Genomic DNA, 25,249 nt, shown 5'->3' with positions numbered 1-25,249 from the left:
AAAGTAAACGCTTCCTTAGGCGGAGTGAGCGATGGGCGTGCTTTCGTACTTAAGGAGTTTAGGAGGTAAGCGTAATGTGGAAAATCGCAATCATCGATGATGAGCGGCAAGTCCTTAATGGAATGAAAAGGGCGATTCCCTGGGATGAATTGGGAGCAGAGTGGGCTGGAGAGGCTATGAACGGTGAGGACGGCCTGGAGGTAATCCGCCGTACCCTACCGGACATTGTAATCACTGATCTTTATATGCCCGTGATGAGTGGGCTGGATATGATGGAGCAGCTTAGGAAGGAAGGATTTAAAGGCAAAATCATTATTCTCAGCGGTTATTCGGATTTTGAGCATGCGAGACAAGCTTTAAGGTTTCAAGTGACCGAATATGTATCCAAGCCAATCAGTCTGCCAACGTTAAAATCCATTTTGAGCAATGTCGTACAGGAACTTGAGGAAGAGGAGGAGAGGCGAAATAGGCAATGGGAGCTTGAGTTTAAAATGACGCTGTATGAGCCTTTTGTTGAAAAGGAGTGGGTCCGCTCCGCAGCTGTAGGCACCCTTGACCATGCATATAGAGAAAGCACGCGTCTTCCGCCGTCTTATCTTTTTTGGCAGGATTGCAAACATGTCACAGTTGGCATCGAGCTGATTCGGGATGAACGAGCCGGATGTCTATCGGTCTCCGATTGGAACCTGTTCCGGTTTGCAGTCAGCAATATTGCTTGTGAAGTAGCCCGTAAGCTGTTCCCTGATCTGGAATATGCAGAGCTGCACAGTACCCGAGCATTACTGATTATTCACCCGGATGCAGGAAATCTCGAACAGTTAGAGAACAAGCTGAAAGAGCTTGGGATCAGGCTGATTGACAGTATTGGCAGTTATCTAAAGCTGATTACACGTATAGGAATCGGGGGAGTGAAGGATTCATGGACCTCCCTCTCAGACTCAACAGAGGAAGCTTTCCGCGCGATGGATCAAAGGGCATTGCGTGCCGCCTCCTCACATGAAGTGTATAGATACCAGGAGAACAGCAGCAGCGAACCGGGAAATGTCGCCCTCTTTCCAGTCAAATTCTCGTATAAGCTGGCAACAGCAATGAAGGCATCGCAGGAAGTGGAAGCCCATCAGCTTGTGCTGGAATATATAATGGAAATGAAAAATCAAGAGGGGATAACACAGGGATACGTACAAATGCTGGGGAGCGAGCTATGGGGAATTATAACCTACTCGCTGTATGAAGCCGGCTTGGTACTGGATGACCTGTTCACCAATGACCAGATTGCCAAGGAAATCAATAGCCTGATCGTACCAGACCAGCTGGCAAGCTGGCTGATGGACAAAATCACCAAGATCTGCAGCAGCAGACAATGGAAAGGAAGCAGCAAGCACCGGCAGGTTGTCGAATTCATGACCAGTTACATTCATGAGCACTATGCGGAAGAGCTGACACTCGCCGAGCTGTCGGATAAGGTATACATTTCACGGAACCACTTGTCTATTATTTTTAAAAATATGACCGGAGAAACCTTTAACAATTACCTGACCCGAGTTCGGATCGAGAAGGCGCGCGAGCTGCTTATGGAGCGGAATATGCTGGTGTATGAAGTGGCGGAGCGGGTCGGTTATAAGAACATTCCCTACTTCAGCACACTGTTCAAAAAAATAACCGGTATGAATCCTACAGAACTCATAAAAAACTAAGGATTGAACTTCCCAAAGCTAAGCTCTTTTATGGAGAGATTGGAGTAAACAGACCACTCTCTCTATAACAGGGCTTTTTGCTGTTTGCGAGAGTAAATTCGGCAATAATCAGAAGTTTTCTTTTCGTAAAAAAACAAATCATTATAGTGTTATTTTAAAATGATTCGTGCATCGCTCTCATACAAATTTCAATTTTGAATTGGTAAGCTATAAACAGACAAAAAAATGTAAGCGCATACAGTATTGAATTTAGGAAAGGGGGAAATTCACACTTCACTACCGAACGTGCTGATTGAGAATGAGTGCTCTGTAGATCAAATGCGCACGATTATTTTACAACAAGTTAAATGATAAAAGGAGGAACACGTATAATGATTAAAAAAATCCGGAGAAAGACACTTGCGGCTTCAATAGCTGGCGCGCTTCTGCTGTCTGTTATGACTCCAGTGCCATTTTCCACCCCAATTCAGGCAGCTCCGGCAGTTGCGGCCCCGGCACAGGTAACCGCCGATTGGTACAAGACCTACCAGACAATGGATGGGGTAGGTGCCGCTTATGCGTACACGGATTCCATTCATATGATGCAGTTGGCTACGGCTGGTCATCAAGACACCGTCAGGCATCTGCTGGATCTGACCTTCAGTGAACAAGAAGGCACGGGCCACGACATTGTTCGGGTCATCATTGGTGATAATGGAGGCCTTGCCACTACAGGGGCCACAGCAGCCAGCCCAGGGTTCAATCCTCTAACAGGTTTGCTTGCAGATGTCAGCAACCCTGGTTTCGATGTTGAAGGGAATGCCATTCCCATGAGGGGATCGGCGGGTCAGTATGGTTATAAAATAGAAGCTGAAAACCGCTATGCAGACGGCAATACCGACAGTATCTGGCCTGTTGAACCTGAACACGCTCCAGGCACGCTGGTACCGGTGCAAGATTTCGTCTGGGATTATCCGTCATGGAATCAGCCAATTGGTAATGACGATGGAGGACCAACCAATCTCCTTAGCGCACCGGGGGAAAATCCTGTTGTAATTAAAAACTCGCCGCGTACCCGTAAAGAGCTGTTCGATTTCGATCAGGTGTGGACGATGCGTCAGGCGTTGCAGTATGGTGTTAAGCAATTTTACGCTTGTACGTGGACCGTACCTTATTGGATGAGCCAATCTTCGACCAATTCTCCAAGCAAAATTGTTCGTGGCGATACAGCTACTATTGATGGTAAAGTGGTGAAAATTTACTATCAGGCCTACGCGGACTACCTCGTTAATTATATTCGGGGAATGTGGGAGCAATGGGGAATTCCGATCACTCACATCAATCCTTTTAACGAGGTTGATCTTGCAGGCGGAACAGCTTCATATGTAACAGAGCTAATTAATGGTTATATCGGTCCTACCTTGAAAAAATCGATGCAGCCAGGCGGGGCCCTTTATGATATCCAAAACCCAGACGGAAAGCTCATTGACTTTATTCCTCAGCTTGCCGCCGTGGACGGAACCAATCTCAGCGCCTCACTAAGCAGAGGCGGCGAAGTGTTCTCTCAAACCGACCCTGATAATGCATTGGATAAAAATCCTTATCTCGACTTATTTACCACCCATTTGTATGGTACGGTTGGCATAGGGACGGATGAAAACAAACTGTACCATACAGGTGATTTTTCCCAGAGTCCTCTGGATTATTCAAAGGATGGAAGCAAGTATCCCGAATACCTGACCAAGTATAAACTGTGGCAGGCAGAGTTTATGAATCAGGATACCGCTGACGGATCAGCCGGTGCATATACGCAGCGGTACGGCAATCAGAATATCAATGACGCTGTGCGCTGGTCTAATCTACTGACCAATATGTTCAGCAGCAACCCCGGCTTTAACGGCTTCGTCTGGTGGAGCATGTGGGATAGTAACGGAGCGGACGGCTCTGACCTGATTCGCTTCGTCACTACCAACTCTCAACAGGAGCCGGGACGTATCAGTACGTTAACTGGTGAATATCGTATATTCAAGCGCTTCTACGGCTACGGGCATTTCTCCCGGTTTATGAATCCCGGCGATGTTCGTTTTGATGTTACACGTGTTCCCGCAGCCGATATTAATGTTATTGGGTTTAAGAACCAAAATACCAATGATTATTCGATCACGGTTTCCAATGCCAAAAATGATGACAGCATTCAGCCGCTTGAATTCAGCCTGAAGGATTTCCCCACAGGCACTACAAGTGTAACCTTGTTCCGTACTTCAGGAAGCGAAAATCAGAAGAAGCTGGGAACGATTCCGGTAACGAATGGCAAGTTCGTAATCGACATCCCGTCCGCCAGCATTGTTACTATCGTTCCGTCTCAGGGCACTTTTGCCACCTATAAGGGCCTTGACGGCGAACGCGATATTTTCTCCACTCTTGAGGCGGAGGGAAATGATAACGGCATACCTGGCGACAGCGCCGGAAATGCCGGCCGCGCAGGCGAGGCGGTGTCACTCGGTGACGGTGAGTACCTGGCCTATAAAAACCTGAACTTCGCAGATGGCTCCGCCAACGGCGGTGTTGTCCGCAGACACTTGTTATATTTGACCGCTCAGACGAAGTCGACTCAAGGAGGGAGGCTTACCGCTTATGTTCTTCCGGTAGGAACCGCTGTGAGCAGCAGTGCTGATGTCCAGTCCAACGGTACGCGAGTAGCGGAAATTTCGGTTCCAGCCAATGAAACATACGGTAAATTTCAGTCGATGGTCAATACAGGCGATCTTAGCGCCTATGGCCATAAGGATCTGTATATGATTGCCGAACCGAACGGATCTAATGGTGAGATCACCGTTGACCGCTTTCTGTTCGGAGCCAACGATTCCGACTGGAGTCTTGCCGCTAATAACTCGACAGCATCCATACCAGGGAACATACTGCAAAATGGAGATTTTGATACAGCAACGTCCTCCAATACAGATCATTGGTCCACAGGACGTTACAATAATGGAAGCTTTGAAACGGTTGTGAATGGACCTGCGTTAACTGCGGATACCATTCAGAGCTACTCGGGCCTTTCCCGTTATCTGAAAAACAACGCAACCTCGAAGGTTGCCGGAGCTGGAAAGATGTCAGGCCGCATTGATTCCGCGCAGCAATATGACGGCATGTGGCAGGATATTACCGGAAAGCTGAACAAGGGAGAGAGCTATAACTTTAAGGGCTATTTCCTCTCTATGATGAGTCGGCCTGAGAGCTATGATGTCGCTGCGGAAAATCCGGGTGACGTGGAAGTTGCGTTGGTGTATTACGATAAGAACGGTAATCAGCTGGGCCTGAACGGGATTAATGGCCGCGATATGCCTGAGCCTTACGCAGCCCGTGAGGCTGGTGATCCTGCTTATTGGAGCAACGGCAAGTTTATCGGGCGCATACTTGAAGGCGGGCCGCTCACCCTAAGCTCCTTCCAGCCCGTTGACGTGAAGGTTGCAGACTGGCATGAGACGCCTAACCAGCCGTTTACTTATGATGAACCGGCAGGTACTGCGAAGGTGGTAATAGCGGTGTATGCAAAGGATGCCAACATCCTGTATGCGGATCAGCTGTCGCTGACTCCTGAGCTTGTAGCTTCATACAGTATTTTTATTGACGGCGTTCAGCCAGCTAATTTTGATGCTACCAGACATGATTACGCCTATACGGTATCCGGCAGCGCCATACCGAAAGTAACGGCAGTTTCTAACGATCCTGCTGAACTCATTAGCATTTCGCAGGCGGACAGCACACAAGGTACCGCAGTTGTCCGGTTTATAAAAGGAGAAAACGTTAAGTCGTATAAAATCTCCTTCAGTACGAACGAAATCATTGATTTTGCCAATGGGCTTCCGGCAGGTTGGGAGGTCATGAATCCGGCGGAGCCGCAAAACGCATTAAGCTATAGCGCTGAGGGAGCGACGATCAAGACGTTGAAAGGCGATACGGATTATCCCAACAGCCATAATATGCTGCAGTTTCCGGGTTCAGCTGAAGGCAGCTGGACGCTGACGGCGAAGCTTACCGTAGATAAGCCGCTTAATGATTCTTCAATGGGTGAAAATTCCCAAGTGGGGCTTGGCATCAGCCGAACATCTAGCGGCGAGTTTTACAGAATAAATGCGCGTAAAGTAAGCACCAATATCAAAGTGAATAATTCAGGCAAAACAGGCAGTACCGCATTTACCAACAATACCAATCAAACCAATTTAAGCGGTACAAACTATTTTCTCCGGATTGTAAAGGAAGGAAATATAGTTCAAGGGTATTTTTCGACGAATAGCGGCACAACCTGGACGACTATGGGAAATTCGTCAACTTATACCCCGGAATTCTTCAAGGATGCAAAAGTTCAATTGTATGGAACCAATGTCAGTGCCTCGACCGATTTCAAAGTGACCTTCTCGAGCGTGACACTGATTAAGACATTAGGGGAATCCGGCGAACGGAGTGAGGATCAACTCGCTGTAGAAGAAGCAGCCGCGCTAATAGGCAACCGGATTACGGTTCCGAATTCAGCTGGTGATGACGCAGCTGCGCTGAAGATCAAAGCACAAGAATACCTAAATAACAATGAAGAGCTGAAGGCGCTTGGAGTAACCACAGCACTTTCCTACCAGAATGGTGGCTTTACGCTAATCATAACGAAAGGTAGCGCAAGCGTATCGATTAACTCGCTTACCATTGTGGCCGGAATGAAATCCACAAGGGATTTTGAGGATCAAACGGTACAAGGCTTCAAGCCAAAGGGCAGTGCTGGCGTGACGCTTACGGCTACCAACGAAGCCAACCATACTCAGGGAGGAGCTTATTCCCTCAAAGTAACCGGCAGAACCGCCAATTCGGACGGCCCGTCCGTTAATTTGAAGGACGCTGTCAAGATCGGCAATGAGTACAAAGCTACTGTATGGGTTAAGCTGATTGACCCGGCAAGCGCTCAGCTGAAGCTGACAGCACTGGTCAATGCCCCAACGCCTTATTACATTAGTCTTTCAACCCAGAACGTCAGTAAAAACGGAGAGTGGGTCAAGCTGGAAGGCACCTACCGTTATCTGCACAATGATGTCACTCTCTATGTAGAAAGCCCTAACAGTGCTGCAGCATCGTATTATATTGATGACTTCAGCTTCGAAGATACAGCGCTGCAGAATATTGTAGCTCTTAAAGATGTCTATAAGAGTGACTTCCTGCTTGGAAATGTACCGGGCAATAATGAAATTACCCCGGGCAACGGACAGAATGCCTTCTTTAACTATCATTTTAACAGTGTAACCTTTGGCAATGAGATGAAGCCGGATGCGCTGCAGAAGAACAAGGGTACCTTTACATTTACGAGGTCTGATGAAATGACAGCAAAGTCTCAGGCTATGGGAATGAAAGTACACGGACATGTACTGGTATGGCACAGTCAGAGCCCGGCGTGGTTTACACAGCAAGTAGACGCAGCGGGCAATGCATTGAAGGATCAGGCAGGCAACCCAATCTATCTCAGCCGCGATGAGGCGCTCGCGAATATGAGAACCCACATCCAAACGGTAATGGAGCACTTTGGGGATAAGGTAATCTCGTGGGATGTCGTCAATGAAGCCATGCAGGATGGGCCACCAGCTGTTGCTGACTGGAAGGATGCGCTCCGGCAGTCCCCCTGGTACTACTCCGTAGGTCCTGACTTTGTGGAGCAAGCATTTATTGCGGCAAGGGAAGTGCTGGTTAAACACCCAGAATGGAACGATATCAAGCTGTATTACAATGATTTCAATGACGAGTTTCCAGAGAAGCGGGACGCCATCTACGACATGGTTAAGGAAATCAATGACCGTTATGCGCTGACTCATCCCGGAGAACTTCTGGTTGACGGAATCGGACTGCAGTCGCATTACGACATGAGAACGAAGCCTGCCAATGTGGAAGCAGCAATTGTCAAATACGCTTCCCTGGGTGTTGAAATATCCATAAGCGAGCTTGATGTTCTCGCTGGAATGAATTCCTCCCTTTCTGCAGAGTGGGCGGAGAAGCAGGCTAGTTTGTATGCCCAATTGTTCCAGATCTATAAGAAGCATGCCGATAAGATTGCGCGTGTCACCATTTGGGGATATACAGACAGCACCAGTTGGAGAGCCAGCCAGAATCCTTTGCCTTTCGTTAGTTCTCTGGCACCGAAGCCGGCTTATTATGCCATTATCAATCCGGAGAAATATCTGGCCGAGCATCCGCTCTATATCACACCTGAAACCAAGAGCTCTACTGCGCTTTATGGTACGCCGGACATCGATGGAACCATTGATGGCATCTGGATGGACGCGCCTGAGATCCAAATCGACAACCACCTGATGATATCGTCCACAGCATCCGGAACAGCCAAAACGCTGTGGGACGAGGAACATCTGTATGTGCTGTTCCAGGTGAAGGATACGCAGCTGAGCAAAGACAACGCAGATAAGACAAAGCAGGATTCGGTTGAAGCCTATGTGGACGAGGATCGCATCAATGCCTGGCCGTACCGCGAAGATGATGGACAATACCGGGTCAACTTTGCCGGCGAGCAGTCCTTCAAGTTCCTCAGTAATTCGACACCGGCGGTTTCTCCCGGATTTGAATCGGCGGCATTAACAGCCGGAACGGAATATACGGTGGAAATGAAGATTCCGTTCAACACCATCACCCCGGTAAACGGGACACAAATCCGGTTTGATGCACAAGTAAACAATGCAACGGGAGCCAATCTGGTCGGCGTGGCAACCTGGAACGATCTGCTTGGCAGAGCCACAAAGTCGACAGAGGTGTTCGGAAGCCTCACCCTCATCGGCAAAGGAGATCAGGCTCCACCGACTTGGGCAGGGGGCAGCAAGCTGGAAGCTAATGATGTAACCAGCACCGGAGTCACCTTGTCATGGCCGGCGGCTGCGGATAACCTTGGAGTCATCGGTTACCGGATCTACAACGGCGTCGATGAAGTACCAGTTACCGTAACTGGTGGTAAATCCATTGAAACCGTAACGGTAGATGTATATCATCAGCTGTTGTCCGGATTAATGCCAAATACACAGTATACCTTCAAGGTGGAAGCAGGAGATGCTGCCGGCAACTGGAGCACAGACGGACCTTCCGTTTTGGTAACTACGCTGCCGACGTCCGACACCACGCCACCGGTTTGGGCAGAAGGAAGTATGCTCGAAGCCTCCAATGTCACGAGTAAGGGGTTGACCTTGACGTGGTCGGCGACGGCAGCGGATGACAGCGGCATTGCCGGTTACCGGATCACAAATGGAGTTGATAACAAGTCTGTTACGGTTACGGATGCCGTGTATACGGAGACTGTAACCGGGTCTGTATACAGTCATCAAGTAACGGGATTAAAACCGGCTACGCAATATACGTTTAAGGTAGAGGCCGGGGATACAGGCGGGAATTGGAGTACTGGTGGACCATCTGTTTCAGCAACCACTCTGCAGGCTTCTGACACTACCCCGCCGTCGTGGTCGGTTGGAAGCAAGCTCGAAGCCTCTCAAATAACGGCTTCCGGACTCGCCTTGACATGGACGGGGTCTGCAGATGATACAGCAGTTACGGCTTACAAGATTTACAGCGGACAGGAGGAGATCGCGACGCTGCCTGGAACGTTGCATAGGTACGAGGTGTCCGGACTTGCTGCGGGCACAGGGTATGCGTTCTCGGTGCAGGCAGGTGATGCGGCAGGAAACTGGAGTATGGACGGTCCAAACACCCGTGTAACCACGCTTAGCAACAGCGGGGGTTCAGCGGTGCCGACACCAGCAGCAACTCCGACACCTACGCCAACAGGAACAGCAACACCTACGCCGACACCGGTGCCAGCAAGTAATTTTAAAGATCTGGGCAGCAAATACAGCTGGGCTTCTGAAGCGATTGATGCGCTGTATGCAAAGGGGATTATTAAAGGAACCTCCGAAACGACCTTTAGTCCGGAGAAAAACATTACGAGAGCCGACTTTGTGCTGCTGCTGGTGCGGGCTCTGGGCCTCGACGCAGAAGCCGATACCCATTTCGCAGATGTAAGTCAAGGAGCATACTACTATGAGGCCCTCAGTATTGCTAAGAAACTGGAGATTATTCAAGGAATGGACGGCAATAACTTCAATCCGAAGGGTGAAATCTCAAGGCAGGATATGATGGTTATGGCAGCCAGAGCGTTGAAGGCGGTGAATAGGTTAACCGCCAGTGGCAGCGCCGGAGACTTAAGCGGCTTTACAGATGGAACGAAGGTTGCCAAATACGCCATCGATAGTATAGCAGCTCTGGTCAAGGAAGGGATTATCCACGGAGATGGAAAATCCCTTCATCCAACCGGAATAGCTACGCGAGCGGAAGCGGCAGTAATCATCTACAGAATTTACGGAGAGTAAGCTTTAAGTAAAAGCCTTCCTGATTATAGGGAAAAGTAAGAAGGAAGCTAGAGAAGGAAGCTGTTGAGGCTTCCTTCTCTCTTTTTTTTCTAGCTTCGGGAGAAGCGTATTTTTGGAATGTTATAGCTTGCAAATGGATAGGATTGTGAACGTTCAGGTTAGTTTTATACATTTATTTATTTATTTTTTTGTGAGGTTTAACTTAGAATAGGAGAGAGTCATCTGGCGAATTGCCCGTTCCGCCGCAAACGGGACTGTTCAAGCTTGAAGGGTGGCCGTTTATTGATTAGAGATATTTATCCTTAGGAGGTATTATAAGTGAATGCTATCATAACTAATCCTATCATATGGTCAGATGTTCCGGATGTTGACGTAATCCGGGTGGGGTCTGAGTTCTATATGACTAGCACCAGTATGCATTCAATGCCGGGCTGCCCGATTATGAAATCGGTTAACTTGAAAGATTGGGAAATTGTAAATTATGTATATGATACCTTTGAGGATAACGATGCCCATCGGCTGCTGAACGGAGAAGGTATTTATGGCAAAGGCTCTTGGGCGGCATCGCTTCGTTACAAGGATGGGGTGTTCTACGTTTGTTTTTCATCCAATGACATGAATCGATTTTATATCTACCGCACAACTGATATTGAACATGGAATGTGGGAGCGTTCGGAAATACCAGGTCTTTACCATGACCCGGGTCTTCTGTTGGATGACGATGGCCGCAATTATATCATCTACGGCAATGGTGATATTCGTATTAAAGAGCTTACGGAAGATCTTACGGCTATGAAGCCGGGTGGAGTCGATCAACTGCTGCTCGAAGGCGAACGGACTAACATAGGTCTGCGGATCGAAGGGTGTCATGCGTATAAGCTGAACGGCTATTACTACTTGTTCTTTATTGAATGGCCGAGAACCGGAAATAAGCGCAGACGTCAGATATGTTACCGTTCGCGTGAGCTTCTGGGTCCCTATGAGCGAAAGATAGTTCTGGATGACGACATGGGCTATTATAATAACGGTTTAGCACAGGGCGGTATTGTCGATACGCCAGATCACGAATGGTATGCAGTACTGTTCCAGGATCGTGATGCGGTTGGTCGGGTTCCCTGCGTGCTTCCCATGAGGTGGGAGGACGATTGGCCTGTAATCGGGGATAACGGTACAGCACCTAATGTAGTTATGACGAAGCTTCCCGTTGCTGAACCGAAGCCGCTTGTTATCAGTGATGAATTCGACTATGCTGCTGACCGGCTTGCTCTGAACTGGCAGTGGAATCATAATCCTGATAACAGGCTTTGGTCTGTTACAGAGCGGCCTAGCTATTTGCGGCTCAAAACCGGCCAAATCGCAGAGGGCATTTTGCAGGCTCGCAATACGCTGACGCAGCGGACGGAGGGACCAGCCTGTAGCGTGGAGACAGTGCTGGAGATATCCGGAATGCAGCCCGGCGACCGGGCAGGAATGGTGGCGCTGCAGAATGGTTTTGGCACTGTTGGGATTGCAGCCGGTGAGCAAGGACAGTTCAGTATTGATATGTGTATCAACGGCGGTGATGGATACGAGGATACGGTGGAAAGCGTTGTGTTCACTGGTGAAAGGGTTTATCTTAAAATTTATTTTAATTTTGAGGACAGCATCGACCAGGCAAGGTTCTTTTATTCGGAAGATGGGATCGCGTGGAAGCTGATCGGCCAGACGCTGCAAATGAAATACACGCTGGATCATTTTATGGGGTACAGGATTGGCCTATTTAACTATGCGACCATTCAGTCGGGCGGTTATGCTGATTTTGATTATTTTCATTATTATAGGCAGAATTAGGACGAAATGAGCAGTTGTATAGAGCCTGGCTAAGCTACAATTTTTGGAGCAAAGGGAATTCATAGGAAAGCCCTTTGCTTTTTTTAAGTAAAGACTATATGCTCCGATTTATTTAACCCCACCTCCTGCTTTGTGATTTACCCAGGAATCGGGATCTTTGATCATTAAAAATGGTTATGAATGCAGAAAATGTTATGAATGAACTTGAGTATGGGAGTGAGATCCTTATGTATGGAATCATTATTGTCGACGATGAATTATTTGTCCGCAAGGGATTGATTGAAATGATTGATTGGGAAAGCAGCGGTTTTGAGGTGATAGGTGAGGCAGACAACGGAGAAGACGCTCTGGATCTAATCTGCAAGCTGCAGCCGCATCTTGTCATTACTGATATTCGTATGCCAAGCCTAGACGGAATCGGACTGATCCAAGCCGTAACAGAGGCGCAGCTTGAAACCGAATTTATTATTATCAGCGGGTATAACGACTTCCGGTACGCCCAGCAGGCGGTTCGGTATGGGGTGCTGGATTATGTGCTCAAGCCTATTAATGAGAATGAAATTGTGAAAGCGCTTCATAAATATCGTGACAAGTTTTCTGCACAGAAACAGCTAAAAGAGAGACTTATTACACATGAGGGAGAGAAACTGATTGAGACGCTCATCCGCGGTGAAGCCAAGGACAATGTTCTCGAGGCTTGGGAAAAGCATTGGACGGGGATGGGAGCGAAGGAATTCATGTACGTACTGCTCGAAATCAATAATGTGTTTCCTTGGGGAGACAGGCTCATGCCTCCTAAGGCAGAACTCAAAAAGGCAATTCAGCAATCAGTTCAGCAGCTTTGTTCGGAAACTCCGATTGTGTACGAGCATCGCCGCGCATTCGGATTTATTATACCTGATCTCTATTTAAGCGGACATAATGGAGATGCCCGGAGCTTCATGGCAGATTGTCTGCTCCAGCTCGATAATCTCTTCTCATTAGACATTCAAGCCTATGTGGGCAGAACGGTAAGCTCCTTCATGCTGTTGAAGCATTCTTACGTCAGTGCCAAGGAGACCGTGCAATATAAATACTTCAGACACACCCAGCGAATCTTGCTGCATTCGGACATTGCCGATATGGATCTCAATTATGTCCATATCAGGGACGAGATGTACCGGACAATCATCGAAGCCATTGAAGAGAACAACGAGCATCAGCTTGTTTTGGTTATCGACCGAATGTTTACGGAGTTTGCAGAGAAGGTTGTATCACAGGAAGCTATAAAAGCGGCCACTATTCAATGTGTTCACAGTGTGCTGAATACGGTCAGAAGTATGGAAGGAGATGAAAAGAGGCTGGCAAGTCTTGTGCCGATCATGAACTGGCAGGATCATAATATCACATTTAGCGAGCTTCGGGCATTATTTGAAACCTTTGCGCTGGAGGCTGCCGGGTTCATTCAGAGTCTCTATCAAAGCTATGGAAGTGGCGGGATTTATAAAATTAAGTGTTATGTAGATAAAAACTTTCATGAAAATCTAAATCTGAAGAGTATTGCTAATCAATTTTATATGAATTCTGCCTATCTCGGACAAATATTCAAAAAAAACTATGGTATGTATTTCAACGACTACTTGCTCCAGCTGCGTATTACTGAGGCGAAGAAGCTTCTAAGACAGACCGACTTGCGGATTTATGAAATTGCCGAACAGGTGGGCTTTAAAAATGCTGATTATTTCGTGACTCAATTTGAAAAGCTGGGACAGATGACCCCTACGGAATATAGAAATCGGATCGGCAAGCGCTAAAGCGAGGAGGGGGAAGGGGAATCTATGAATCTACTGAATAATATCCGGCTGCGAAACAAAATGTTTCTGGTATATTTTCTTGGTGTCATTGCTCCTATCATTCTGACGAATGCGATTTTTTATAATATTATTACCGAGAATGTAAAAGAACAAAGAATCAATGATATTGACCGTGCCGTGGAGCAAATTAAAAATGAATTCCAGTTAATGGTTGACCAAGGTGTAGGGTTGTCTTCCTTTTTTTATGCGGATTACAAAACCAATGAAGTGTTAAACATGAATTTCACGCATACGGAAGACTATGTAGAAGCCTATGATCTCTATTTAAGATCCATTCTGAACAATTACTCCCCGTTCTCTTCTTCTCTGCAAAACAAAACGATATATGTAGACAATCCCACGCTTTTGAATTCAGGAAATATCGGCATATTATCCGATGAGGTTCGTGAAGAAGCATGGTATAAGCTTTGGCTGAAGGATGCGTCACCACAGCCTGTATTTGTTCGCATCGAAGACCCGGAGGGCCAGTTTCAATCTTTTTCGCTGCTGCGGAGAATGGATTATTTTGCGGATCGAATGGACAAGGAAAAGCTGATCAAACTCGACTTCAAGACGATTGATATCACAGAAGTTTTTTCTAATTTGAATGTGAAGGGAGATATGTACCTGCTAGGTCCAGGAGACCAGATAGAATACACAACCAACCCGGCAATTGACTGGCAGGCTAATACCAAGCATCTGTACAGCTCCTTAAAATCAGATAATATCATTCAATTTGAAAAAGGATATGGCAGCATCAGTTATCTGCGCGGCTGGAAGATCGTGGGTACCATCAATGAGCATGAGATTATTAAGGAGGAGCTGAAGTCCCGCTATTTCATTCTTTGGTCCGGTTGCGTAATGATGATTTTTCCTACTGTAATTATCTTATTTATTACTAGATCCATTAACGTACGGATTATCGAAATCCTGAAGCATATGAAGAAAGTCAAAACACAGAACTTCCAGATGATCATGTATGGGGAAGCCCGTGATGAAATCGGTCAGCTGACGCTCGAATTCAACAATATGATTATGCAGATTAAGACATTAATTAACGATGTGTATATCACAGCCATCCAGAAAAAATCACTTGAGCTGGAACGGCGGAAGGCACAGCTGAACGCTCTTCAAAGTCAGATTAATCCCCATTTCCTGTTCAATGCGCTGGAAACGATACGGATGCGCAGTCTGCTTAAGCATGAGAAGGAGACAGCCAAAATGATTCAAAGTATGGCGATGATTCTACGCAGCTCTTTAACCTGGAATAAGGAATGGGTAACGGTGGAGGAGGAATTGGGTTTTATCATGTGCTTTTTAGAAATACAGAAATACCGTTTTGAAGACAAGCTGAAATACCAGGTCGATGTAGAGCCTGAGGCCCGTGCTTGTGTAGTCCCTAAAATGGTGTTTCTGCCCTTTGTGGAGAATGCCAGCATTCATGGGATTGAACCGCTGAAAAAAGGCGGGGGAATTGATATCCGGATTGGGATTGAGGAGGATTTTGTCGTTTTTTCGGTCAAGGACAATGGAATTGGCATGAACGGGGAACAGGTCAGCAGGCTGTATGATTACCTCAAGTCGGAGGAGATTATTGGTGACCGGATTGGGATACAGAATGTCATCTACAGGGGCAAAATGCTTTATGGCGACCGAATGGTATTTGAAGTACACAGCGGGCCTGGTGAAGGAACGCGGATTGTGCTGAAAATTCCATCGAATCCATAGTTTTCAAAGAATAAACCATAATTTAATGGGTAACGATGGGATGAAAACGCTTTTATACTAAGGGAGTAGCACACCATTCATATAAAAGGGGGAGTAAAAGCAATGAGCAAAACCAGAAGAATGTGGCTTCTCTGTCTAACAGCCGTTTTATCGTTATCTATGATTACAGCTTGCTCTGGCAACAATAATAGCAAGGGGAGTACAGGAACGGCGGAGCCGAGTGGTAGTGCGACTGCCGAAGCAAAGCAGGATAAAGTCACATTTAAAATTTTCAACGGGGTAGCCGGCTCGAAGGATGGTAATACCAATCAAACTACAATCGGTAAGCTCCTTGAGGATCAAACCGGTGTGAATTTCAAGCTGGAGTTTGTAGTTGGGGATTTAAATACAAAGATTGGAACGATGATTGCCGCTAACGATTATCCAGATGTGCTAATCCCGGATGCAGCAATAGAAGAAGTACTGAATGCAGGTGCTTTTATACCGCTCGATGATCTCATTGAGCAATACGGACCGAATATCAAGCGGGTTTATGGAAAATCACTGAATCAAATGAAATCTAAAGATGGAAAAATCTATTTCCTCCCTATTGCCGCGCAGGTGAACGATTTTATTCCTGAGCCGGAAGCAGGAGCGGCTTTCTGGGTGCAGCGTCGTGTGCTGGAGGAAGCTGGATATCCCAAGATCAAAACGTTGGATCAATACGTCGAGCTGATCACGAATTACCGGGATAAGCATAAGGACGAAAATCTGACAGGATTAGTGTCACTTACACATGACTGGAGATTTTTTGCAACCTCTAATCCGCCTATGCACCTTATGGGCTATCCGAATGACGGAAACGTGACGGTAGATACCAACACTTGGGAAGCAAAAACGTATGCAGGTTCTGACGCCACCAAGAAGTGGCTGAAACAATTAAATACTCTCAATGCAAACGGACTTTTTGATAAAGCATCCTTTGTTGACAACTACGACCAGTATATCGCCAAATTAACTTCTCATAAGGTACTCGGCTTTTTCGATTACCGCTGGCAGGTAGACAATGCGCTTAATGTCCTGAAGGATGCGGCAAGAAAAGATCCTTCCTTGGACGGATATAATTACTTCCCGCTGCCGATTACCTTTGATGAAAATACCCCAGATGCTTATCTCGATCCTCCAGGCGGACTGGTAACCAACCGCGGAATCGGGATTACGGTCAGCGCCAAGGATCCGGTCCGAATCATTCAGTACTTTGACAATATGCTGACGGAAGAGAATCAGACACTGTTGTCATGGGGAATCAAGGGCGAAACCTATGAAGTAAATGAAGAAGGCCGCTACTATCGTACTCAAGAGCAAATTGACAAAATTGATGAGCCGTTCAGAGAAAGCTTTGGCTTCAAATATTACAGCTGGAACTGGCCAATGTATAATGCTACCTCTACACTTGCTGACGGCAATGCCCGAAATGTTGCCAGCCAGCCAGAGGTTTTCCAAATGACACTGACGGAGAAGGATAAACTCATTCTGGAGAAATATGGTGTTCAAACCTATAGCCAGTTGTATGCTGAGCAGGTCAGCCGTCCTTACTTCCCTGCGTGGGGATTTGCCAAGGAGCAAAATTCACCGGAACAGCTGTGGGAAGCAAGCAAGGATGAAATGACGAAGAAGTACTTCCCGAAAATGGTAATGGCAACTCCCGATAAGTTTGATGCCATATGGGAGGAGTATATGAAGGAGTTCGGTAAGCTAGACACTGCTGGCTATGAAAAATGGACAACGGAGCAAGTAAAGCTGAAGGTTGAGATGGCGAACCAGTAATCCTGTTTATGAGAAAGGCCGGACCGCATCGGTTGAGGCTGGCCTTTCTCAATGTTTGCTTTACCCGTATGGTTTTGGAAGGAGAGAATAAAGGTGGACAAAAATACGGTATTGGCCATGTCGCAGTCAAAGGCAAACAAACACTCGAGCCGAATCAGTGTTTTCTTTCAAAAGCTGTTTCAACAGCGTGCCCTCGCTGTCATGTCCGTTCCCTTTTTAATATGGCTAATTATATTTAAATATTTACCGCTATGGGGCTGGACCATCGCTTTCCAGGATTATAAGCCGGCTAAGAAATTTATGGATCAAGCCTGGATTGGGTTCGAGCATTTCAAATTTTTGTTCGGGGATGATCGGTTTCTCAGGGTTCTTCGCAATACGCTGGCGATGAGCTCGATTAATCTAATTTTTGGCTTCGTTACAGCGATTACACTTGCTTTGCTGCTTAATGAAATACGCAATATTGCCTTTAAACGTCTAGTTCAGACCGTCAGCTATTTACCCCACTTTATATCCTGGGTGGTAGCCGCGAGTATTATCCAAACGACTTTGTCGCCGGATGGAACGATCAACCAATTATTGGTAGGGTTAGGCTTTATTGATCGCGGTAGTGAGATATTATTCTTAGGCATTCCTGAGTATTTCTGGACCATATTCGGAGCCAGCTCTATCTGGAAAGACATAGGATGGAATACCATTGTGTATCTGGCGGCGATGACCACGATTGATCCTACACAATATGAAGCTGCAGAGATTGACGGTGCGAACCGTTTCAAAAAGATGATCTACATTACACTGCCTGGTATTAAATCTGTTGTGATCATACTGCTAATTATGAATATCGGATATCTGCTGGAGTCGGGATTCGAACCACAATATTTGCTAGGCAATGGCATGAATGTGGACTATTCCGAAAACATCGATATTTTCGTGTTGAAATACGGGATTGCCCAGAGTAATTTCTCTCTTTCCATTGCAGCAGGCATGTTCAAGACCGTGGTCAGCTTCATTCTCTTGTTCATAGCGAATAACGCTGCGAAACGCATGGGCGAAGCCAGGCTGTATTAGAAAAGGAGGAGCACGAATGGAAACCGTAGCTGCCAAAAAGAATAAACGGAACAAGCATCAAATGAACTCTTCCATCGGTGACCGCTTGTTCATCATTTGCAACTACAGCTTTATGATTTTTTTGATGATCATTACTCTCTACCCTTTTTTGAATGTACTTGCGGTTTCTCTCAACAGTGCACAGGATTCAATAAAAGGCGGAATATACCTGCTGCCAAGAGAGTGGACACTCGCTAACTATAGCTACATTTTTAGAGAGGCGACCATTTTTCATGCGACTTTCATATCCGTCCTGCGCACAGTCATAGGAACCGTCGTCACAGTCTTCTGCTCAGCCATGGTGGCTTTTACGCTTAGCAGACAGGAATATGTGCTGCGCAAATTCATCACCGTGGCCTTCATTATGACCATGTATTTTAACGGAGGATTGATTCCTAATTATCTCCTAATGAGAGATATGGGGCTGGTGGGCAGCTTCTGGGTGTATATTCTTCCAGGTATCATTGGCGTTTTCAACCTGATCATTATCCGTTCCTTTATTGAGAATCTTCCGGAAAGTATTCTTGAGTCGGCAAAAATTGACGGTGCAGGAGATTACAGAACCTTTTTCAGTATTATTTTGCCGCTAACGGTGCCCGTGCTTGCAACGGTAGCTTTATTTTCCGGGGTATACCAATGGAATATGTGGTTTGACGTATTTCTTTATAATTCATCAGACAGCAATTTAAGCACCTTGCAATATGAACTGCAGAAAATTTTGCAAAACTCCAATACGACCACCGGAACATCCAGCATGGATGGAATGATTCAAGGGGCCACCGGAGGACAGCAAAATATGGTTACGCCTATGGCAGTTCGTGCTACGATGACGATTGTTGCCTCGGTGCCGATTATTATGGTGTATCCGTTCCTGCAGAAATATTTTGTTAAAGGCATGATGGTAGGCGGAGTAAAAGGGTAAGTACGAGCTTATATTCAGAGAGGAGCGAATGCATGTTAAGAGAAGTGCATGTTGAGAATGGTATCGTTCAAGGTCTGCCCGCGGCTGATCCGCGTATTACCAGCTTCAAGGGAATTCCGTTTGCAGCCCCGCCTGTTGGAGAGAACCGCTGGCGTGCTCCTCAGCCTGTGCAAAGCTGGGATGGGAAACGGAAAGCGTATGATTTTGCCCCCATTTCAATGCAAGCACCGACCGTCATTGATATCAATAATATTTATTCCCGGGAATGGGCAGTTGATCCAAACCTTCCGATGGACGAAGACTGTCTTTACCTTAATGTGTGGACACCTGCCAAACAGACCGATGAGAAGCTTCCTGTTTTTGTATGGTATTTTGGCGGAGGATACCAGGTCGGACATACGGCTGAAATGGAGTTTGACGGCGAACGTATTGCCCGCAGAGGGATTGTCGTCGTGACCGTGAATTACCGCTTGAATGCCTTTGGCTTTCTAAGCCATCCTGAAATTACTGCCGAATCGCCCGATGCTCCCGCGAATTTTGGACATCTTGATCAGCAGGCGGGTACGCAGTGGGTGAAACGAAACATTGCTGCTTTTGGCGGAGATCCTGATCAAATCACAATAGGGGGACAGTCAGCTGGCGGCGGCAGTGTGCTGAGCCAGCTGACCTCGCCGCAAAATGAGGGGCTGTTCCAGCGGGCCGTGATTATGAGCGGTGTCTTTACTCCGCTCTACCCAAACAACCCAGTGCCTCCAAGAAACCGATCCCTTAAGGCGGCTGAGGAGGATGGAGCGTCCTTCTTTGAATTTATAGGTGTGTCGACACTGGAAGAGGCTCGCAAACTGGATGCCGTATATATTCGCGATAAAATGCTGGATTATGGGGGATTATGGGGAACAGTTGTGGATCAAGTGTACTGTAAAGGCAATCCCTATGAGCTTTTTCTGAAGGGGCAGCAACATAAGGTACCGATTATGCTGGGAAATACCGCCTCCGAATTTTTTAGCGTACCCGCTGTCAGCAGCGTGGATGAATTCAGAGCTATGGCTGTTGAAATGTTCGGCGAGGAAGCGAAGGAATACCTTGAGCTATTTGCTGATCATTCAGAAAATCTGAAGGAAATGATAAGTCAGGCTTCCGTTAACCATATTGAATACGCGGCTCGTGTTTCCGTTAAGGCCAACAGTGATTCCGGCAGCGGCGTCCCTATGTACTATTACACTTTTGATGCCGACATTCCAGGCTGGGACAATCCGGGAACCTTTCATTCGGTGGATCTGTGGTTTCACTTCGAGACACTGGCCAAATGCTGGCGGCCCTTTGTGGGCAAGCATTATGATCTTGCCCGTCAGATGTGCAATTATCTTGCCTATTTCATTGGCACGGGAGATCCAAATGGTAAAGATTCCACCGGAGAGGATATGCCTCTATGGAAACCGTGTACAGCGGAAGCACCTTACGGCATGAAATTTGCGGAAAAGGCGGAGTTTGTGGAGGAGCTTCCGGGTGAGGTTATGCAATTTCTGGTCAGGCAATATTTCAAGCGTTAAGCAAGAGCCATTTTTCGGTTTTGCACCTTGCTCTGAAATCCGATCTTTAGTAAAAAAGCTGGCGCTTGATATCCAAGGCACCAGCTTTTTTGCTGAGAAAACATATTCAATTCATGTTTCTTGGTTTCTTACTCGATCAAACAAAAATCGGCTGGCTAATTAATTTGAACCAACTGCCATTGCTGATTCAGATCGCCGCGGTATAAATTTTGTTGGATCTTCGCACCATTTGCCGTGGAGGATCCCAGAACTTCAACTGCTTTGTTGCTATTCACATTAAGCATGCTCCAGTATCCGTTACTCAGCTTGATTAATCGAAACTGTTGTGCTGTATTGGAGAGATCCTGCATAAGCTGAATCGCTTCCCCGTTGTTTTTCGTTCCGTTACGAACATCCATGACTTTATTGTCAGATGAGCTCACGCTCCGCAACTTGTAATAGTTGTTATAGGTTCCTTGATCCGTAACGACCCAGCGCTGCGCCGTCGTGTTATTGTCCGTCGACTGTTGAAGCTGCAGGGCGTTCGTATTTTGCCCGCCCGGCACCTCGAGTGTTTTCCCCGATGCACGGTTCACAAGCTTGTACGTGGCACCATTCGTCACTCCATTCCAAACACCATTCCAAGGATTGAACTGGGCGCGTTCATAATACCATTCAAAAATAAAACGGGCCATCCCATCGCGGGCTGTATTGCCATCATACAGCAAACCAGCTGTCGGGTCTGCGAACGAGCTTCTTGTGCCGGAATTCAGCAAAAATCCGTTCATATGGACGGCAATGCTCACATTTCCTGCTGCTGTGAAGATCGCTTTCGTATTTTTGCCGAATCCCTCGTTTGAACCGTTAAACAGCTCCCAATAGGAGGAGTCTCCGGGTTGTGTCTTAAACCAGGTGGTTTCCGTAATATTGATTGGATAATTATCAGCGCAAGGCTTAATATTGGTATCCCACTGCTGCTGTAAAGGCGCATAATTGTCATTGGCGCCATAGCCTGGATACCAATGGACCGAATAACCAACATTGTTCAGTGGATCCGTCAGTGGATACGCTGCGCATAACTGATAGTATTGATCCCAGCCGAGCCCAGCCGCCCAGACAACGTTATCTGCGCCTTTACTGCGGATTGTAGAAATCATTGAGTTTTGGAAATTTTTGAGCGAGTTCCAGTGAGCAACGAAATTGGACTGGGAAGGATGTCCGCCCCAAACACCGTTAACATCGGATAATACAGGCTCATTGATTAGCTCGAACATGACGTTATCCGCGCTCTTAATGCCGGGCTGGTCAGCTAGGTAGCCCCAGATCTGATTGAATTTAGCAAGGTTGTCGGGCGTTGTCGCTTGGTTGTTATTCAACGTGTAATCCAGACCGAGTGTAACATATAGGCCTTTGGTTTTAGCATAGTTGATATAAGGAATGATTACGTTCTGGGTGACGGCCTGCAAACCAGCAAAGTTATAGGTGCCCGCTGCAACGTCTCCCATGTCTTCCCGGTCTATGAATAGACGGACCTGATTCATATACCATCCATGGTTGTTGCCGTATTTGGCGGAAGTGCTCGTAAAGGTATCTGTAATATCCTTCAAATATGCCAGAATAGCAGCATGCCGATTCCCGCCGTTCTGATTCAGATAGTAGTTGCTGTTCTGGTAGGTCCAGTAGGCACCGGAAGGCTGATGCCACCCGCTAAGCAATACGGGCTGACCGTCAGTGTTTACCAACTGGTTACCATTAACATGAAGCTTGGACATTGGCATGCCAACCCAGGCTTCTGCCGGATTTCCGCTTAGCAGCATCGGTGACATCAATAGTGCGAGAAGCAGCATAATCTTGACTCCTAAACTAACTTTCTTCTTACTCATTCGATACATCTCCCTTATTTTTTTGATTTATGTGAATCATGGTAGTAATTAGGTAGGGTGGAGCGGCCAATACCTTTCTCTTTGGGGGCGTGTTTTCCAATGGAACTAAATGTATGCGCTTGCAAAATGAGTTTACTACTAGACAATGGTCGACGGCAACCTGTCGAATTATGGGGTATGCCCTGCTTAACTCTACTTTGAGGGGGTGAGAAAGAAGTATGAATCGACAGGTTGTTAGTAATGAATGGAAGTACTACACTGTTGGCAGTGAAGTACTTCCATTAAGGAAAGGAAGATAATGAACATGGCTAAATATCATTTAATATTGAATAACGCACCAGCAGGGTATGACCAATATGGGGAAACAATCGCCCGCGGGAAAATAGACACGGTTGAATATTTCTCAAGAACGGTAGGTACCTCACGCAAAATGATGATTTACACCCCACCCGGATATACAGAGAATCAAAGGTATAACGTACTTTATCTATTGCACGGTATCGGTGGGGACGAAACGGAATGGCACCATCATGGCAATCCGCAAGTTATTCTTGATAATTTGTATGCAGCGCGCAAGCTTGCGCCGATGATCGTCGTCATGCCAAACGGTCGGGCAATGCCCAATGATCGAGCGGAGGGAAATCTATTCGATACCGACAAGCTGAAGGCTTTCGAGGATTTTGAATATGATTTGTTACATGAAATCATTCCATTTATAGAATCAAACTATTCGGTTCTGGCCGAAAGAGAGAATCGTGCACTTGCCGGTTTATCTATGGGCGGAGGGCAATCGCTCAATATCGGGTTGGGGAATCTCGACCATTTTGCATGGATTGGCGGTTTCTCTTCTGCTCCTAATACAAAGGCACCTGAACGGCTAGTACCTAATCCTGAGGCAACAACCTCGAAACTTAAGCTGCTCTGGCTTTCATGCGGAGTGCTGGATAATCTTAAACATGTCAGCGACCAGACACATGCTTATTTGTCCCAGTATAATGTGCCTCACATTTGGTACGAGGAGAGCGGAGGCCACGATTGGCCAGTATGGAAAAATGATTTGTATCATTTTTCTCAGCTCATTTTTCAAAAATTTCAAGTTTAAGCTGACAGTCGTCATAACCTGGACGTCCAATTGGTGGGAACAAGCACCTTCTCCGACAACGGTACAAGAAGCTTTGGATCGGATCGAAGCAAAGTTTCCGCCAATTTATAGTACGTGGCTTGGCAGTCGATCAGAGGATCACTGCCTTTTTTATTGGAATAAAGATATAGAAGAGAGATGGAATAATACAAATTCGGTTAGGCTGTGAAATGAAGCTTAAGCTCAGAAATACAGAAACAATGTGTATATTGCGGGATTTATAAAAGCGATCATTCAAACGAAGGATATGAATACAGGCTTATTTAATCATTTATATTGGGAGAACACTCTATATTAATAATAATGAATAGAAAAAGTAACTTTTGAATAAAAGAGGTCATCTGCGATAGAGAGAACCTAGATCTTCCTCCACTATAATAAATCTATCCTGTTAATTAGAGTGAGGTTAAAGACTATGGCTATTCCATCCCCTGTAAATTCTTTGTCTAAGCAAACGCATTCACAGCGACAGAGGGGCATCACCCTTCTGCTGCGAAATATTGTGAAACATCGAGTGCTGCTGCTTATGCTGCTGCCGACAAGCCTTATTTTTTTTGTTAACTGCTATATCCCGATGTTTGGGGTGTTCATTGCTTTCAAGAATATTAACTATATTGATGGAATTATGGGCAGCCCTTGGACGGGGCTGGACAATTTCCGATTCCTCTTCGCGACCTCAGATGCATGGCGAGTAACCATTAATACGGTTTCCTACAATGTTGCCTTTATTGTATCCGGGCTAATTCTCTCGGTTGCAGTCGCTATTGCCGTTAATGAAGTACGTGCCAAGCTTGCTTCGCGAGTCTATCAGACCATTATGATCATGCCGAATTTCTTGTCTATGGTCGTTGTCAGCTATATCGTGTACGCTTTTCTGCATCCGGAATACGGCTTTTTGGTGAAATATATTTTGCCCTTGTTCGGCTACTCTTCCGTCAATGCTTATATGCACCCTCAGGCATGGCCTTATATTTTATGGATAACGAAAATGTGGCACTCTGTTGGTATAGGCAGCGTCATCTATCTGGCGGCAATAACCGGGATCAGTGAGGAGTTGTATGAAGCTGCGAAAATGGATGGCGCTAGCAAATGGCAGCAGATCACTCGAATCACGATTCCGCTCCTTACTCCTGTGATGGTCATCCTGACGATTCTGAATTTAGGAGGCATTTTCCGCTCTGATTTTGGCTTGTTCTATCACGTTACGCTGGACTCTGGCGCGTTGCGTTCTACGACAGATGTCATTGATACTTATGTTTACAGAGGCTTGATTCAGCTCAATGATTTGGGAATGTCCTCTGCGGCGAATTTTTACCAATCGGTTGTTGGATTTTTCCTTGTCATTGGAGCCAATAGTCTGGCTCGAAAACTTAATCGCGATACAGCACTTTTCTAGAACGGA

The 25,249-nt window shown here is 46.4% G+C and carries 12 protein-coding genes; 11 read left to right on the top strand and 1 reads right to left on the bottom strand.

Translation table 11 applies throughout. The features are described 5' to 3' along the window. Positions 1-74: 74 nt before the first annotated feature. From AC50YG_RS04465 to AC50YG_RS04425, 9 genes are all read left to right on the top strand, one after another. Entirely contained in the window at positions 75-1,694 is a 1,620-nt protein-coding gene (locus tag AC50YG_RS04465; RefSeq protein WP_494824975.1) for a response regulator transcription factor, read from the top strand. Between the two features lie 371 nt (positions 1,695-2,065). Next, positions 2,066-10,069, top strand: coding sequence for an endo-1,4-beta-xylanase (locus tag AC50YG_RS04460; RefSeq protein WP_494824973.1), 8,004 nt, complete (start codon positions 2,066-2,068; stop codon positions 10,067-10,069). Positions 10,070-10,387: 318 nt separating this feature from the next. After that, positions 10,388-11,899 (top strand): glycoside hydrolase family 43 protein, encoded by a 1,512-nt coding sequence (locus tag AC50YG_RS04455; RefSeq protein ID WP_494824971.1) that lies wholly within the window; start codon positions 10,388-10,390, stop codon positions 11,897-11,899. A 227-nt stretch (positions 11,900-12,126) separates the two neighbouring features. Continuing rightward, the gene (locus AC50YG_RS04450; RefSeq protein ID WP_494824969.1) at positions 12,127-13,692 is read left to right on the top strand and encodes a response regulator transcription factor; all 1,566 of its coding nucleotides are present in this window, start codon (positions 12,127-12,129) and stop codon (positions 13,690-13,692) included. Positions 13,693-13,716: 24 nt separating this feature from the next. After that, entirely contained in the window at positions 13,717-15,459 is a 1,743-nt protein-coding gene (locus AC50YG_RS04445; RefSeq protein WP_494824966.1) for a sensor histidine kinase, read from the top strand. 102 nt (positions 15,460-15,561) lie between these two features. Beyond that, positions 15,562-17,265, top strand: coding sequence for a type 2 periplasmic-binding domain-containing protein (locus AC50YG_RS04440; RefSeq protein WP_494824964.1), 1,704 nt, complete (start codon positions 15,562-15,564; stop codon positions 17,263-17,265). A gap of 117 nt (positions 17,266-17,382) precedes the next feature. Next, on the top strand, positions 17,383-18,333 hold the full coding sequence (locus AC50YG_RS04435) for an ABC transporter permease (protein WP_494825313.1): 951 nt from the start codon (positions 17,383-17,385) through the stop codon (positions 18,331-18,333). 61 nt (positions 18,334-18,394) lie between these two features. Then, the gene (locus AC50YG_RS04430) at positions 18,395-19,294 is read left to right on the top strand and encodes a carbohydrate ABC transporter permease (protein ID WP_341282970.1); all 900 of its coding nucleotides are present in this window, start codon (positions 18,395-18,397) and stop codon (positions 19,292-19,294) included. A 32-nt stretch (positions 19,295-19,326) separates the two neighbouring features. After that, positions 19,327-20,844 (top strand): carboxylesterase/lipase family protein, encoded by a 1,518-nt coding sequence (locus tag AC50YG_RS04425; protein ID WP_494824962.1) that lies wholly within the window; start codon positions 19,327-19,329, stop codon positions 20,842-20,844. Positions 20,845-20,999: 155 nt separating this feature from the next. On the opposite strand, the gene AC50YG_RS04420 is transcribed toward AC50YG_RS04425, so the two are convergent. After that, positions 21,000-22,706: an RICIN domain-containing protein gene (locus AC50YG_RS04420; RefSeq protein WP_494824961.1), complete on the bottom strand. Its 1,707-nt coding sequence runs from the start codon at positions 22,704-22,706 to the stop codon at positions 21,000-21,002. A 304-nt stretch (positions 22,707-23,010) separates the two neighbouring features. Between AC50YG_RS04420 and AC50YG_RS04415 the strand changes: the two genes are divergently transcribed. Further along, complete coding sequence (locus tag AC50YG_RS04415; protein ID WP_473755626.1) at positions 23,011-23,808, top strand: alpha/beta hydrolase; 798 nt, start codon at positions 23,011-23,013, stop codon at positions 23,806-23,808. A gap of 541 nt (positions 23,809-24,349) precedes the next feature. Further along, positions 24,350-25,243 carry an ABC transporter permease gene (locus AC50YG_RS04410; RefSeq protein ID WP_473755627.1) on the top strand — a complete coding sequence of 298 codons (894 nt, stop codon included), beginning with the start codon at positions 24,350-24,352 and terminating at the stop codon, positions 25,241-25,243. Positions 25,244-25,249: the final 6 nt, after the last annotated feature.

The organism is Paenibacillus sp. J31R34, from assembly GCF_059383715.1.
This window is presented reverse-complemented; position numbering and strand designations above follow the sequence as displayed.

Bases quoted from the DNA above. Each gene is read 5' to 3' on its own strand.
- AC50YG_RS04465 (WP_494824975.1), top strand. From the start codon at position 75: ATGTGGAAAATCGCAATCATCGATGATGAGCGGCAAGTCCTTAATGGA.
- AC50YG_RS04460 (WP_494824973.1), top strand. From the start codon at position 2,066: ATGATTAAAAAAATCCGGAGAAAGACACTTGCGGCTTCAATAGCTGGC.
- AC50YG_RS04450 (WP_494824969.1), top strand. From the start codon at position 12,127: ATGTATGGAATCATTATTGTCGACGATGAATTATTTGTCCGCAAGGGA.
- AC50YG_RS04445 (WP_494824966.1), top strand. From the start codon at position 13,717: ATGAATCTACTGAATAATATCCGGCTGCGAAACAAAATGTTTCTGGTA.
- AC50YG_RS04440 (WP_494824964.1), top strand. From the start codon at position 15,562: ATGAGCAAAACCAGAAGAATGTGGCTTCTCTGTCTAACAGCCGTTTTA.
- AC50YG_RS04435 (WP_494825313.1), top strand. From the start codon at position 17,383: ATGTCGCAGTCAAAGGCAAACAAACACTCGAGCCGAATCAGTGTTTTC.
- AC50YG_RS04430 (WP_341282970.1), top strand. From the start codon at position 18,395: ATGAACTCTTCCATCGGTGACCGCTTGTTCATCATTTGCAACTACAGC.
- AC50YG_RS04425 (WP_494824962.1), top strand. From the start codon at position 19,327: ATGTTAAGAGAAGTGCATGTTGAGAATGGTATCGTTCAAGGTCTGCCC.
- AC50YG_RS04420 (WP_494824961.1), bottom strand. From the start codon at position 22,706: ATGAGTAAGAAGAAAGTTAGTTTAGGAGTCAAGATTATGCTGCTTCTC.
- AC50YG_RS04415 (WP_473755626.1), top strand. From the start codon at position 23,011: ATGGCTAAATATCATTTAATATTGAATAACGCACCAGCAGGGTATGAC.